Raw genomic sequence first — 13,412 nt, 5'->3', positions numbered from 1 at the left:
GCGGCGCCGCTGCCGGGGCGCTGCCCCAGACCCCGCGCCTCAAACGCCGGCGGGGCTGGATTTTGGCTGAGCACCGCTCGTACGTGCCGGTCTTCGGGTGGCCACGAGCACGCAGCTCCGCCACATCCAGCCCCGCCGGCGTTTGAGGCGCGGGTCCGGGCGGAGCCCGGAAGGCCCCGCGCAGCGGTCCCTCGCCCGGCCCCCGTACCGGCATCCGCGCGCCGGGCACGGCTAACCGTTTAGCGGGTCAGGGGGCGGGCCCCATAGGATTGGGCCCGAAACCTACACACTCACCACCCCCAGAGGATCGCTGCATGCCTGGCATCACGCGCGAGGAGGTCGCCCACCTCGCTCGGCTGGCACGTCTGGAGCTCAAGGCCGAAGAGCTGGACCACTTCGCCGGACAGCTCGACGACATCATCGGCGCGGTCGCCCGCGTTTCCGAGGTCGCCGACCGAGACGTACCGCCGACCTCCCACCCGCTGCCGCTGACGAACGTCATGCGCGCGGACGAGGTCCGTCCTTCGCTCACCCCCGAGCAGGCGCTCTCCGGCGCTCCCGCCCAGGAGCAGCAGCGTTTCAAGGTGCCGCAGATCCTGGGGGAGGACTAACAACCATGACCGACCACATCATCAAGCTCACGGCCGCCCAGACCGCCGAGAAGATCGCCTCCGGCGAGCTCACGGCCGTCGAGGTCACCGAGGCCCACCTGGCCCGCATCGACGCGACCGACGAGAAGGTCCACGCCTTCCTGCACGTCGACCGCGAAGGCGCCCTCGCCCAGGCGGCGGCCGTCGACGCCAAGCGCGAGCGCGGCGAGAAGCTCGGCCCGCTGGCCGGCGTACCGCTCGCCCTCAAGGACATCTTCACCACCGTCGGGGTCCCGACCACCGTCGGTTCGAAGATCCTCGAAGGCTGGATCCCGCCCTACGACGCCACCCTGACGCGCAAGCTGAAGGAAGCCGACGTCGTCATCCTCGGCAAGACCAACATGGACGAGTTCGCCATGGGGTCGTCGACGGAGAACAGCGCGTACGGCCCGACCGGCAACCCGTGGGACCTCACCCGGATCCCCGGCGGCTCCGGCGGCGGCTCCGCGGCCGCGCTGGCCGCCTTCCAGGCCCCGCTCGCCATCGGCACGGACACCGGCGGCTCCATCCGCCAGCCCGCCGCCGTCACCGGCACCGTCGGCGTCAAGCCCACGTACGGCGGCGTCTCCCGCTACGGCATGGTCGCGTTCTCGTCGTCGCTCGACCAGGGCGGCCCCTGCGCCCGTACGGTCCTGGACGCCGCGCTGCTCCACGAGGTCATCGCCGGCCACGACCCGATGGACTCCACGTCCATCGACGCCCCGGTCCCGCCGGTCGTCGACGCGGCCCGCAACGGCTCCGTCGCCGGCATGCGCGTCGGCGTGGTCAAGCAGTTCGCGGGCGAGGGCTACCAGGCCGGTGTCGTCCAGCGCTTCAACGAGTCGGTGGAGCTCCTCAAGGAGCTCGGCGCCGAGATCGTCGAGCTGGACTGCCCGTCCTTCGACCTCGCGATGGCCGCGTACTACCTGATCGCGCCGTCCGAGTGCTCCTCGAACCTGGCCCGCTTCGACGCCATGCGCTACGGCCTGCGCGTCGGCGACGACGGCAGCAAGTCCGCCGAGGACGTCACCGCGCTGACCCGCGAAGCCGGTTTCGGCGACGAGGTCAAGCGCCGCATCATCCTCGGCACGTACGCGCTCAGCTCCGGCTACTACGACGCGTACTACGGCTCCGCCCAGAAGGTCCGCACCCTCATCTCGCAGGACTTCGAGAAGTCCTTCGAGCAGGTCGACGTGATCGTCTCCCCGACGACCCCGACCACCGCCTTCCCCATCGGCGAGCGCACCGACGACCCGCTCGCCATGTACCTCGCGGACCTGTGCACCATCCCGACCAACCTGGCCGGGAACTCCGCCATGTCGCTCCCGTGCGGCCTGGCGCCCGAGGACGGCCTGCCGGTCGGCCTGCAGATCATTGCCCCGGCGATGAAGGACGACCGCCTCTACAAGGTGGGCGCGGCCGTCGAGGCCGCCTTCGTCGAGCGCTGGGGGCACCCGCTGCTTGAGGAGGCACCGTCGCTGTGAGCACCAGTGCACTGTCCAAGGCCAAGGGCTTCAAGAAGTCCAAGACCGGCACGTACCTGTCGATGGGCACCACCGCCTTCGGCGCCCTGAGCGTGATCAAGCAGGTCAAGAAGGCCCGCGTCGAGCACGACACGCTGAAGCTGGTCGACGCCGTCGTGTCCGCCGCCGCCATCGTCACCGGTCTCGCGATCCTGTACCGCGAGCTGAAGCGCCTGGGCGACGACGACGTCCTGCTGGGCTGAGAGGGAAAGTTTCACCGTGACCACCTTCACCGAACTGCTGTCGTACGACGCGGCCCTCGCGACGTACGACCCCGTCATGGGCCTTGAGGTCCATGTCGAGCTCGGCACCAGGACCAAGATGTTCTGCGGCTGCTCGACCGAGCTCGGCGCCGACCCCAACTCGCAGACCTGCCCGGTCTGCCTGGGCCTGCCCGGCGCGCTCCCGGTCGTCAACGCGATCGGCATCGAGTCCGCCATCAAGATCGGTCTCGCGCTGAACTGCGAGATCGCCGAGTGGTGCCGCTTCGCCCGGAAGAACTACTTCTATCCGGACATGCCGAAGAACTTCCAGACCTCCCAGTACGACGAGCCGATCGCCTACAACGGCTACCTGGACGTCCAGCTGGAGGACGGCGAGATCTTCCGCGTGGAGATCGAGCGCGCCCACATGGAGGAGGACACCGGCAAGTCGCTGCACGTCGGCGGCGCCACCGGCCGTATCCACGGCGCGTCCCACTCCCTGCTGGACTACAACCGCGCCGGCATCCCGCTCATCGAGATCGTCACCAAGCCGATCGAGGGCGCCGGCGTCCGCGCCCCCGAGGTCGCCAAGGCGTACGTGGCCGAGCTGCGCGAGGTCATCAAGGCGCTCGGCGTCTCCGAGGCCCGCATGGACAAGGGCCAGATGCGCTGCGACGTGAACCTGTCGCTGCGGCCCCACGGCCGCGAGGCGTTCGGCACGCGCTCGGAGACGAAGAACGTCAACTCGCTGCGCTCCGTCGAGCGCGCGGCGCGCTTCGAGATCCAGCGCCACGCGGCAGTCCTGGAGTCCGGCGGCTCGATCGTGCAGGAGACCCGGCACTTCCACGAGGAAGACGGCTCCACCACGGCCGGCCGCATCAAGGACAACGCCGAGGACTACCGCTACTTTCCGGAGCCCGACCTGGTCCCCGTGGCCCCGGCCCGTGAGTGGGTCGAGGAGCTGCGCGCCGGTCTGCCCGAGATGCCGCGCGTGCGCCGCAACCGGCTCCGCGAGGAGTGGGGCGTGGGCGAGCACGACATGCAGTCGATCCTCAACGCGGGCGCGGTGGACTCCATCGTCGCCACGATCGAGGCGGGTGCCGACTCGGCCGCCGCGCGCAAGTGGTGGATGGGCGAGCTGGCCCGCAACGCCAACGAGCAGGGCGTCGTCGTCGACGAGCTGCCGATCACCCCGGCCCAGGTGGCCCGGGTGGCGGCCCTGGTCGCGGCCGGCGACCTGAACGACAAGCTGGCCCGCCAGGTCATCGAGGGCGTCCTCGCCGGCGAGGGCACCCCGGACGAGGTCGTCGAGAAGCGCGGCCTGAAGGTCGTCTCGGACGAGGGCGCGCTCGGCGCGGCCGTGGACGAGGCCATCGCGGGCAACGCGGCCATCGCGGACAAGATCCGCGGCGGCAAGGTCGCCGCCGTCGGCGCCCTGGTCGGCGCGGTCATGAAGACCACCCGCGGCCAGGCCGACGCGGCGCGCGTCAAGGAGCTCATCCTGGAGCGCCTGGGCGTCTCCGAGTAGTCGACGGAGTCGCTCCGCACGTACGACGGCGGCCCCGCACCGGATTCCGGTGCGGGGCCGCCTGCCGTTGCGGCGGACCGCCGGGTCAGCGCCTGAGGGTCGGGGTGGCGATGACCGTCTTGTTGCCGGTGGCGCAGTCGCTGCTCTTGATCTGCACGCGGAGCCGCAGGACGTCCTTGACGCTGACCGTCTTGGTGACCGTTTTGCCCAGCTCCACCGTCTCGTTGAAGAGCTCGGTCTGGCCGTCCGCGGTGATGCTGATCTGGCCGGTCTTGGAGCGCGAGGCGTCGTCCACCCCGGCGGTGAACTCCAGCGTGAGCCACTCCCGGTTGAGGTCGTACTCGGCGCTGTTGCTGCAATCCTCCACGAAGGCCACGCCGTAGCGCTTGGTGTTGAGCTTCGCCGCCTCGGACGGCAGGCTGCCCTGCACCGGCCGCAGTGCGAGCAGGCTGGCCTCCTTGCTGCCCGGACCGGGCGGCGGCGGCGTACCGCTGCCCGAGCTCTCCGGGGTGGCCGAGCCGTCCCCGGAGGACGGCGTGGAAGAGGGGGTGCCGCTCGGCGTCGGCGTCGGGGACGGCTCCCGGCTCGGCGACGCGGACTGGCTGGACGCACTCGCCCCCGGCAGGCCGCTGCCGGCCTGGGAGCCCTTGTCCTTGTGGTTGTCCTTGAGCAGCTGTACGCCGATCACCGCGAGCGCGGCCAGTACGAGGACCGCGGCCGCCGAGCCGAGGATCAGGCCGGTGCGCCGCTTCTTCTTCGGCGCATCAGGCGCCGGGTTCAGGTTGTACGTCGGCCCGTACCCGGCGGGAACCGCAGGCTCCGGGGCCTGGACCTGGGCCTGGACCGGTGGAGCGGGCTCGGCCGCCGGCGCGGTCGGGGTGTACGCGGGCGGCGCGGTCGCGGCCACCGGCGGCGGGGTCGCGGGCTGCGGCGGGACCACCGGCGCGACCACCGGCAGCGGTGGCAGGGCCGGCTTCGCCGGGGGCGTGTCCTGGACGGCCCGCTGCGAGGTGGAGGTCGTCGTGGACACCACCGCGTGCCGGACGTCCTTCATCCAGCCGGCCAGGTTCACCGGTCGCTGCCCGGGATCCGCCGAGTAGATGGAGGTGATCCGCGCCCGCTGCTCCGCGTCCAGCACGGCGATCTGCGGCAGGGCGGCCAGTGCCTGGGCCAACTGCTCCGGGGTGGCCGGCGGGGACTGCCCGCTCAGCAGGAAGTACGCGATGGCCCCGAAGGCGTACCGGTCCGTACCCGGCGTCCGCTTGCCGTCGAAGACCTCGGGGGCCGCGTAACCCGGGGTGAACCACACCTCCGCCGTCTGGTGGTCGGCCGTCAGCTTGCTGAGGCCGAAGTCCACCAGCGTCGCCTGCCCGTGGGCATCGACCATCACATTGCCGGGGGAGAGGTCGCCGTGGATCACCTGGCGCCCGGAGGGCGTGGCCTTACCCGAGTGCAGCCAGTCCAGTACGTCGGCCAGTTGCTCCAGCGTCCGCATCACCTCGCGCCGCTCGGCGGCCGTGGCGAGGGTCCGCTCGGCCCGCCAGTCCCGCAGGTCGAGCCCGTCGACGTGGTTCATGACGAGGACGAGCGCCCGCCCGGTCAGGGTCGAGGACTCCCCGGGCCGGTGGATCGGCGGGCCCTCGAAGTGCTCCCGTACGCCCACCACACCGGGCCGGTGCACGAACCGCAGCAGCTCCGCCTGCTCGTTCCACTTCTGGCTGATCCGGTCGAAGACGTCGGGCGTGATGGTCGTCTTGGAGTCGAGCACCTTGACGACCACGGGCTCCGACCCCCCGGCCAGCTCGATCTCCGCGAGATAGAGCACGGCCTCCCCGCCGCGCCCGATGGAGCGGAGCAACCGGTAGCGGTCGGCTGCCGCGTCCGGCCCGATGTGCAAATTCTGGCTGGTCAATTTCCCCCCAGCGCCAATGGTTTGAGTGGGGATCAGCTTCCAACCGCCGGGCGCGCAGGGTCAATGGGAATCGGCATCCCGTTAGGGTGACGATCACTTCCTCAGGGTGGGGGCGCCCAGAGTGAGCGGGCCCAAACCGCATTTGTTGCCCGGGTCTTCGTAGGAGATCTCCAGGCGCCGGCCGTTCGCGACGTCGAGCGACAGGGGCTTCGGCGACATGATCCGGAGCTCGCCGGCCCAGACGGACGAGCCGTCCACCGTCACCTTCATCCGCGCTGTCGGATACGTGGAGGAGTCGTCGACGCCCGCGACCATGCTCAGGGTCTTCCAGCCACCACCCAGGTCGTAGGCGGCCGAGCCGTCGCAGATCTTGTAGGGGCCGGCAGACACCAGGGCGGTGTCGTACCGCTGGTTGTTCAACGTCCCCTTGCCCACGTCGAACCACGCGTACTCGCTCTTGGCGGCCGGGGCCAGGGTGGTGAGCGAGACCTCGTCGGAGCCGGGCGAGGCCGAGCCCGAGCCCGAATCCGAGGGCTGCGCCGCAGGCCGGTCACCGCCCGCCTGCTTCGAGTCGTCCCCGTCCTTGTCGCCGAGGAGTTGCACCCCGATCACCGCGAGCGTCGCCAGGACCAGCACCCCGGCCACCGCGCCCATCACCGGGCCGAGACGCCGCTTCCGCGGCGGAGGGGCAGGGGCAGGGGGCGGGGTCGACGGCATAGGCGGGGCGTCCCGGACGTCCCGGACGTCCCGGGGTACGGAGACCACGGCCTCGCGGACGTCCTGCACCCAGGCGGTCAGGCTGAGCGGCCGCTGCTCCGGGTCGGCCGAACAGAGCGCGGCGATCCGCGCCCGGCGCTCCCCGTCCAGTACCGCGATCTGCGGCAGCGCGGCGATCGCGTCGGCCAGCAGGCCCGGTACGGCGGGCGGCGACTGCCCGCTCAGCAGGAAGTACGCGATGGCCCCGAAGGCGTACCGGTCCGTGCCCGGCGTGCGCTTGCCGTCGAAGACCTCGGGGGCGGCGTAGCCGGGGGTGAACCAGATCTCGGCGGTCTGGTGGTCGGCGGTCAGTTTGCTGAGGCCGAAGTCCACCAGCGTGGCCTGCCCGTGGGCGTCGACCATGACGTTGCCGGGGGAGAGGTCGCCGTGGATCACCTGGCGTCCGGAGGGGGTGGCCTTCCCCGAGTGCAGCCAGTCCAGTACGTCGGCGAGTTGCTCCAGGGTCCGCATGATCTCGCGCCGATCGGCGGGCAGGGAGAGGTCCCGCTCGGCTCGCCAGTCGCGCAGGTCGAGCCCGTCCACGTGGTTCATGACGAGCACCAGGGACCGCCCGGTGACGTCGGCCGACTCACCGGGCCGGTGGATCGGAGCGCCCTCGAAGTGTTCCCGTACGCCCACGACACCGGGTCGGTGCACGAAGCGCAGCAGCTCAGCCTGCTCGTTCCACTTCTGGCTGATCCGGCGGAACTCCTCGGCGGTGATCGTCTGCCGGGAGTCCAGCACCTTGACGACGACGGGCTCGACCCCGCCGGCCAGATCGATCTCCGCGAGGTGGATCACGGCCTCCCCGCCGCGTCCGATGGACCGCACCAGCCGGTACCGGTCGGGCGCCGAGTCAGGTCCGATACACAGCCTCTGGCTGCTCAACATGCCCCCAAGCCGCAAGAGTTGAATGGAGATCAGCTTCGCTGGCCGTGGCGGGTGGGGTCAATGGGAGACGGTGCCGTCGAGGAAGGCGGTCCAGGTGACGGGCGTCACGGTCAGGACGGGTCCGTCGCCGACCTTGGAGTCACGGACGTGGACGGCGGCGGCGTGGGTGGCGATCTCTACACAGTTTCCGCCCGCGTGCGTCTCGCGGTCCGTGCGGATGATCTGGATGCCCACGCAAGGCGGTTCGGCCATCGCGCGCAGATGGCGTAGCTGCCGGCGTAGTACCTCAGGGCCGCCGATGGGGCGCTCCAACACGGACTGCTCGATGACGAAGTGCGTCACCGGCGACTGGGGCTTGCGCTGGAAGATCTTTTGGCGGGCCAGGCGGTCCTCGGTCTGCTGCGCGATCTGGTCGGCGGGTAGTGGCGGGTAGAAGTTTGCGAAGACCGCCGCCGCGTACTCCGGGGTCTGGAGCAAGCCGGGGATGGCTGCGTTCTCGTACGAGAGCAGGCTGAGCGCCTCCTCTTCGTGCTCCATGTAGTCACGGGCGAAAGCCGGGTACCGCTCGCGGCGCGGGATCGCCTCCGCCGCCTCGCGCAGCGCTCCCTTCGATTCGAGGTGGGTGTCGAAGACCTCGGCCATCTTCGCGGAGAGGGGCCTGCGGCCCTGCTCCGCCGAGGCGATGGACTCGACGTCGCAGTGGGCCAGTTCGGCCAACTGCTCCTGGGTGGGCAGGGCGCGCTTGCGCTGATGGGCCAGCAGGACGCCGACGACCTTCCAAGAGGCGTTGCTCTGGGGCCTGTTGCTGTGGGGCATGGCGGTGACTTCCCCACGGCGGGCCCGCCGACGCGCGAACCGCACGTACGGCACCCGTACAAAACCCGTGTACGGGTTGGGTTCTGTAGCGATCGTTAGTGAATATGTGTACTGTTGAATCCGTAACGACCGCTACAGAAATGATGAGGTCCTGCCATGTCCGTTTCCGTCACCACGAAGACCGCCCCCTACGCCCGCACCGTCCGCAAGGAGAGCGGTGGGCCCGGGCTTCTGATCGCTCACGGCGGCGGGGGGTCCGTCGAGTCCAACTTCGGGGCGATCCTCGACGAACTCGCCGCCACCCACAGCGTCGTCGGCGTCGACTACCCCGGCACCGGGGGTACTCCGAAGGCCCAGGAGCCGCTGGAACTCGACGAGCTGGCCGATCAGCTGGTGGCCGCCGCCGACGCGGAGGGGCTGGAGCGGTTCGCCGTCCTCGGGTACTCGCTCGGCGGGAACGTCGCCGTCCGGGTCGCCACCCGCTACCCCGAGCGGGTCACCGCGCTCGTGCTCACCGCCACCTTCGCCCGGGCGGGCAACCGGCTGAAGCTGGTCGGAGACCTGTGGTCCGGGCTGGCCGCGCGGGGCGAGGGCGAGCTGCTGGCCCGGCTGCTGGTGTCCCTCGCGTTCAGCCCGGCGGCGCTGGAGGGGCTGACCCCGGAGCAGCTGGAGCAGGTCGTGCTGGAGACCGCCGGATCGATTCCGTCCGGGTCCGGTGACCACGTGGACCTGATCAGGGGGGCGGATCTGCGCGCGGAGGTCGCGCGGATCGGCGTACCGGCCCTGGTCGTGGCGACCACGCGGGACCCGCTCGTCCCGCTCGCCCTCCAGCGGGAGCTGGCCGACACCCTGCCCGGCGCCCGGTACGCGGAACTGCCCACCGGGCACCTCCCGTTCGCCGAGCGCCCGGCCGAATGGGCGGCTCTGGTCAGTGAGTTCCTGGCGCGCTGAGGAAGCAGAGGCGGGCCTGCTTCGCCGGGAGGTGGACCTCGGGCAGGTCGATCTCCGGGAGTTCGATCTCCGGGCCGAGCGTGAAACCGGTCCGCTCCAGGCGGGCGATGGCCTTGTCGTTGCGGGCGTCCGGCTCGGCGACCACGCGCTTGGTGGCGGGGTCGGAGAAGACGAAGGCGAAGAAGGCCGTCATCAGGGCCGCGCTGAAACCGCGCTCGGGGGCGCCGTCACCGGGGCCGATCAGCAAGTGCACGCCCGTGTCCCCGGGCTGGACCTCGTAGCACTCGCCGACCCGGTCCTCGGCGCACTCGTACGTCTGGAACAGCGCGACCGGCACCCCCTCGCGGGACACGATGAACGCGTGGTGCGTCGTACGGCGGTCGATGTCCTCGTAGATCTCCTGGACCAGCTCGCGGCCGGCCTCGCCCATGCCCCAGAAGCGGGCCCGCTCCTCCGTGACCCAGCCGTGGATCAGGGCCGAGTCGGCGGCCGGGTCGACGGGGGTGATGGTGACCGTGCCGAAGCCCTCGACGAGGTGCGTGTACACGGGCTGTCGGGTCGAGCTCATATCGATTCCTTGCTGAGGCGGGTCCAGTCGGTGACGACGGGGACGAGTTCGCACCGCGCCCACAGCGGCAGCTGGTCGCGGTGGTGGGGCGAGCCGGTGACGCCGTCCGCGCCGAGCGGGACCGCCCAGAGGCTGTCCTCGCGGCGGGCGAGGTCCCAGACGTAACGGGCCGCCGACGCACGGGCGGTGAGGTCGGTGAAACCGGGGACGGAGGAGGTCGCGTTCACGCAGTCGTGGTCCCCGCCGAGGCCGGGCCACTGCGCCTCGGTGTCCGGGAGCGCCGACCAGGGGGTGAGGCGGTGGACCTCGGACCACGGGGTGTCGGGGCCGCCGGCCGCCGCCGTCTCCTCCAGGGCGGCGCGAACGTGCGCGGCCCGGTCCAGACCGGGCAGCAGGGGGCTCGCGAGCAGGCCTTCGAGGGCGTAGCCGATCCGGGGGACCAGGTACAGCCAGGGGTGGAACACCTCCGGGCCGGTCGGCGCGCCCCACAGGTCCGCGAACACGGGATCGGCGGCGAGCCGGCGGACGGTCGCCGTCCGGAAGGCCGCGAAGACGGTGGCGTCGGCGCTGTCGGCCGCCATGTGCCGGTCCCAGGCCAGCAGTCGGGCGCGCAGTGCCGCTCCGGCCGGGGTCAGTTCCTCGAAGGCGGGCAGCAGGGCGAGCAGCGGCTCGGCGGAGGCCAGGTGCGTGTCCGCGTGTACGTCGGCCATCGCCTTCGGGCACCACTCCGCCTGCCCGCTGAGCAGCTCGCGGATGCGGTTGGCGCGGTGCGGGGGCGCGAACTCCACGCCGAGCGGCGAGGCGATGCCCCGCGCGTTCGCCATGACGGCGAAGCCCTGCACCGGCTCGGCGGGGGTCACGGCCCAGCCCCGCCAGGCGTGCCGAGGGTCCCAGGCGGGCACGGGGCGCAGCCGGTTCGCGGGGTCGCGCAGCGGTACGGCGCCCGCGACGCGGTGCAGCAGGCCGCCCTCGGAGTCGGCGGCGTGGACGACGTTGACGGGCTCGGCCCAACCGTCGAGCGCGCGGTCGATGTCGGCGACGGTGCGGGCGCGCAGCAGGGCGGGGAGGGCGGCGAAGCCGAGGTCCTCCCGGACGCGGGGCGGGTAGCGGAGGGAGAGTGTCTGCTCGTTGGAGACGGCTCCGGCTCCGGCCCGGGCTCCGGCAGGGTCGGTGGCTCCGGCTCCGGCAGTGGCGTCTCCCGCTTCGCCTCCGGCTTGCGCGGCTCCCGTCTCGCTCCGGACGATCACCGGGCCTCGGGCCGTCTCCAGGACCTCCACCTCGACGTCGTCGCCGCCGGCCACGGAGATGGTCTCCGTGTGGCGGTGCACCGGCTCCCACCCGCCGTCCGGGCCCAACGCCTCCACGGCGGAGCCGGACCCGCGCAGCTTCTCGACGTACAGATCCTGGTAGTCGGCCATCGCGTTGGTGATCGCCCAGGCGGCGGTGCCGGTGTGCCCGAAGTGGGCGAGGCCGGGGACACCGGGGACGGCGAGGCCGAGGACGTCGTATTCCGGGCAGGAGATGCGTATCTGCTGGTAGACGCCCGGGTCCTCGATGAACCGGTGCGGGTCGCCCGCGATGATCGCGCAGCCGGTGGCGGTCCGATCGCCCGGCACCAGCCAGCCGTTGCTCCCGGCGGTGCCGGGGCCGTCGGTGGCGAAGAGGGTGGCCGCCTCGTCGCCCAGGGCGCGGGCCGCGCGCTCGCGCCACAGCTTGGTGGCGAAACCGGCGAACAGCACGTGCGTGGCGGCCCAGATCGCCAGTGGAACCCACGGCTCCCACGGGGTGGGGGTGAGGCCGGTACGGGCGAAGCGTTCGTCGCGGGCGGCGCCGGCGGCGAGGCCGTCGTTGACCCCGTCCACGTAGGCGCCGACCCAGGCGGCGGTGTCCTCATCAAGCGCCTCGTGGCAGCGGCGGGCGGTGTCGGCGAGACGGCACTGGCGGGCGAAGCGGTCCCAGGCGACGGATTCGGCGCCGAGGAAGGCGGCGCTCGATCCCTGGGCGCGGTGCCGCTCGACCTCCAGCTGCCAGGCGCGGTCGAAGGCGGTGGCGCGGCCCTGTGCGTAGGCGAGCCGGAGGTGGTCGGCCGCGCGGAGGTGGGGAATGCCCCAGGGGTCGCGGAAGACCTCGTACGCACCGCTGTCGTTGCTCACACTGCTCACACTCTTCCCCAAGGTGAATTAGGTTAGGCTGGCCTAACTATAGAGGCGTCAGGGGAGGGGTCGGACATGGCCGGCGGCAAGGGCTGGGAGGGCGTGGTCCTCAAGCTCATGAAGGGCAAGGACTTCACGTTCACGGTGACGGGGGTGGAAGACGTCACGGCGGACTACCGCCGCGTCTCCTTCACGGACGGCGGGCTGCTGGCCGCCGCCGGGGAGGCGCCGCACCCGACGATGTGGGTACGGGTCTGGTTCGAGGGCGCGGGCAGGCCGCACCAGCGGGCCTACACGCTCGTGGACCCGGATCCCGTGGCGGGCACGTTCAGCTTCGAGTTCGCCCTGCACGACGGGGTCGCCAGCGCCTGGGCGCGCGCGGCCAAGCCCGGGGACACCATCGACGCCACCGTGCAGGGCACCGGATTCACCGCCCCGCAACCGGCACCGCAGCGCCTGCTGGTCATCGGCGACCCGGCGTCCCTCCCGGCGATCAACTCCCTGCTGGACGCCTACCCGGGGACCCCGGCGACGATCTGGTTCGAGACGCAGCACGCCTCGGACGCCGACCTGCCGCTGCGCGTGGACCCGGCCCGGCACGAGATCCGGCGCGTGGCGCGGGACCGCACCGCGCTGGTCGACCGGGTCAAGGCCGAGCTTCCGGAACTGGCCGGGGAGCCGGCGTCGGCCTACGTCTGGCTGGCCTGCGACACGGCGACGACGCGCACCCTGACGGCGTACCTGCGCAAGGACCTCGGGCTGCCGAAGCAGAGGGTCAACGCACTCGGCTACTGGCGCGCCTAAGCCCCCGTCGCTCCGTCGATCGCCTCCCGCAGGAAATCGGCGTGTCCGTTGTGGCGGGCGTACTCGTGGATGAGGTGGAGCATCAGCAGCCGCAGGGAGGCCTCCTCCTTCCAACTCGGGACGTACGCCGCCACGTCGAGGGAGTCGGCCTCGGCCTCGATGCGGCGCGCATGGGCCACCTCGGCCTCCCAGGCGGCGAACGCCTCGGCGCGGGTGGAGCCGGAGGCGTCGTAGGCGGCCTGGAAATCGTGCGTGTCCGACCACAGGTGCGGGAGCTCCTCACCGCCCAGCACCCGACGGAACCAGTGCCGCTCGACCTCGGCCATGTGCCGGACCAGCCCCAGCAGCGACAGGCTGGACGGCGGCATCGAGGCGCGCCGCAACTGCTCGTCGGTCAGGCCCTCGCACTTCCAGGCGAGGGTGGCCCGGTGGTAGTCGAGATAGGCCCGCAGCGTCTCGCGCTCGCCGCCGACCAGGGGCGGGCTGATTCGTTCCATGGAGTGATCTTGCCCGCCGCCCCCGCCGGGGGGAACCCTCCTGCGGGGCCGGGGTGTCCCCGCCTGGCCCCGGGCCGGCGCCCCCGCCGCAGGACCCGGCCCGCACCGCCGGGGTCGGGTGTGCGTCGGGGCGTCCCCGCAGGGCGTCGAACGCAACCACCCTCGGCCCTCCGACCCCTGG

General features: G+C 72.0%; 12 protein-coding genes. 6 read left to right on the top strand and 6 right to left on the bottom strand.

All coding sequences use genetic code 11. The annotated features are described in order from the left end of the window. Positions 1–314 precede the first annotated feature (314 nt). The 4 genes from gatC to gatB all read left to right on the top strand — a co-directional run bounded on the left by gatC (position 315) and on the right by gatB (position 3,883). A complete protein-coding gene (gene gatC / locus ACFV9H_RS17735; RefSeq protein ID WP_376662368.1) occupies positions 315–611 on the top strand; it encodes an Asp-tRNA(Asn)/Glu-tRNA(Gln) amidotransferase subunit GatC in 297 nt (98 codons plus the stop codon). Between the two features lie 5 nt (positions 612–616). Then, complete coding sequence (gene gatA / locus ACFV9H_RS17730; RefSeq protein WP_385398818.1) at positions 617–2,113, top strand: Asp-tRNA(Asn)/Glu-tRNA(Gln) amidotransferase subunit GatA; 1,497 nt, start codon at positions 617–619, stop codon at positions 2,111–2,113. A gap of 62 nt (positions 2,114–2,175) precedes the next feature. Further along, on the top strand, positions 2,176–2,355 hold the full coding sequence (locus ACFV9H_RS17725; RefSeq protein WP_385398957.1) for a hypothetical protein: 180 nt from the start codon (positions 2,176–2,178) through the stop codon (positions 2,353–2,355). A 16-nt stretch (positions 2,356–2,371) separates the two neighbouring features. Continuing rightward, on the top strand, positions 2,372–3,883 hold the full coding sequence (gene gatB, locus ACFV9H_RS17720; protein WP_385398816.1) for an Asp-tRNA(Asn)/Glu-tRNA(Gln) amidotransferase subunit GatB: 1,512 nt from the start codon (positions 2,372–2,374) through the stop codon (positions 3,881–3,883). Between the two features lie 85 nt (positions 3,884–3,968). Here gatB and ACFV9H_RS17715 read toward each other — a convergent pair whose 3' ends face one another. The 3 genes from ACFV9H_RS17715 to ACFV9H_RS17705 form a co-directional block, all read right to left on the bottom strand. Further along, entirely contained in the window at positions 3,969–5,795 is a 1,827-nt protein-coding gene (locus ACFV9H_RS17715) for a protein kinase (protein ID WP_385398814.1), read from the bottom strand. Between the two features lie 93 nt (positions 5,796–5,888). Further along, positions 5,889–7,382 carry a protein kinase gene (locus tag ACFV9H_RS17710; RefSeq protein ID WP_385398811.1) on the bottom strand — a complete coding sequence of 498 codons (1,494 nt, stop codon included), beginning with the start codon at positions 7,380–7,382 and terminating at the stop codon, positions 5,889–5,891. 117 nt (positions 7,383–7,499) lie between these two features. Continuing rightward, on the bottom strand, positions 7,500–8,258 hold the full coding sequence (locus tag ACFV9H_RS17705; RefSeq protein ID WP_385398808.1) for a Scr1 family TA system antitoxin-like transcriptional regulator: 759 nt from the start codon (positions 8,256–8,258) through the stop codon (positions 7,500–7,502). A gap of 156 nt (positions 8,259–8,414) precedes the next feature. On the opposite strand from ACFV9H_RS17705, the gene ACFV9H_RS17700 reads away from it, so the two are divergent. Beyond that, positions 8,415–9,209, top strand: a complete 795-nt coding sequence (locus ACFV9H_RS17700) for an alpha/beta fold hydrolase (RefSeq protein WP_385398806.1) — start codon at positions 8,415–8,417, stop codon at positions 9,207–9,209. Here ACFV9H_RS17700 and ACFV9H_RS17695 read toward each other — a convergent pair. Both ACFV9H_RS17695 and ACFV9H_RS17690 read right to left on the bottom strand, forming a co-directional pair. Next, entirely contained in the window at positions 9,187–9,777 is a 591-nt protein-coding gene (locus tag ACFV9H_RS17695; RefSeq protein ID WP_385398804.1) for a GNAT family N-acetyltransferase, read from the bottom strand. The two genes, ACFV9H_RS17700 and ACFV9H_RS17695, sit on opposite strands and share 23 nt — an antisense overlap. Beyond that, complete coding sequence (locus ACFV9H_RS17690) at positions 9,774–11,930, bottom strand: penicillin acylase family protein (RefSeq protein WP_385398802.1); 2,157 nt, start codon at positions 11,928–11,930, stop codon at positions 9,774–9,776. The genes ACFV9H_RS17695 and ACFV9H_RS17690 overlap by 4 nt, the downstream gene beginning before the upstream one ends. Positions 11,931–12,005: 75 nt before the next feature. Between ACFV9H_RS17690 and ACFV9H_RS17685 the strand changes: the two genes are divergently transcribed. Beyond that, positions 12,006–12,734, top strand: coding sequence for a siderophore-interacting protein (locus ACFV9H_RS17685; RefSeq protein ID WP_385398800.1), 729 nt, complete (start codon positions 12,006–12,008; stop codon positions 12,732–12,734). On the opposite strand, the gene ACFV9H_RS17680 is transcribed toward ACFV9H_RS17685, so the two are convergent. Then, positions 12,731–13,231, bottom strand: a complete 501-nt coding sequence (locus ACFV9H_RS17680) for a DinB family protein (protein WP_385398797.1) — start codon at positions 13,229–13,231, stop codon at positions 12,731–12,733. The genes ACFV9H_RS17685 and ACFV9H_RS17680 overlap by 4 nt on opposite strands. Positions 13,232–13,412: the final 181 nt, after the last annotated feature.

It is taken from the genome of Streptomyces sp. NPDC059874 (assembly GCF_042731135.1).
Classification (GTDB): Bacteria; Actinomycetota; Actinomycetes; order Streptomycetales; family Streptomycetaceae; genus Streptomyces.
The sequence above is the reverse complement of the archived record's forward strand: the minus strand, read 5'-3'. Positions and strand labels throughout refer to the sequence as shown.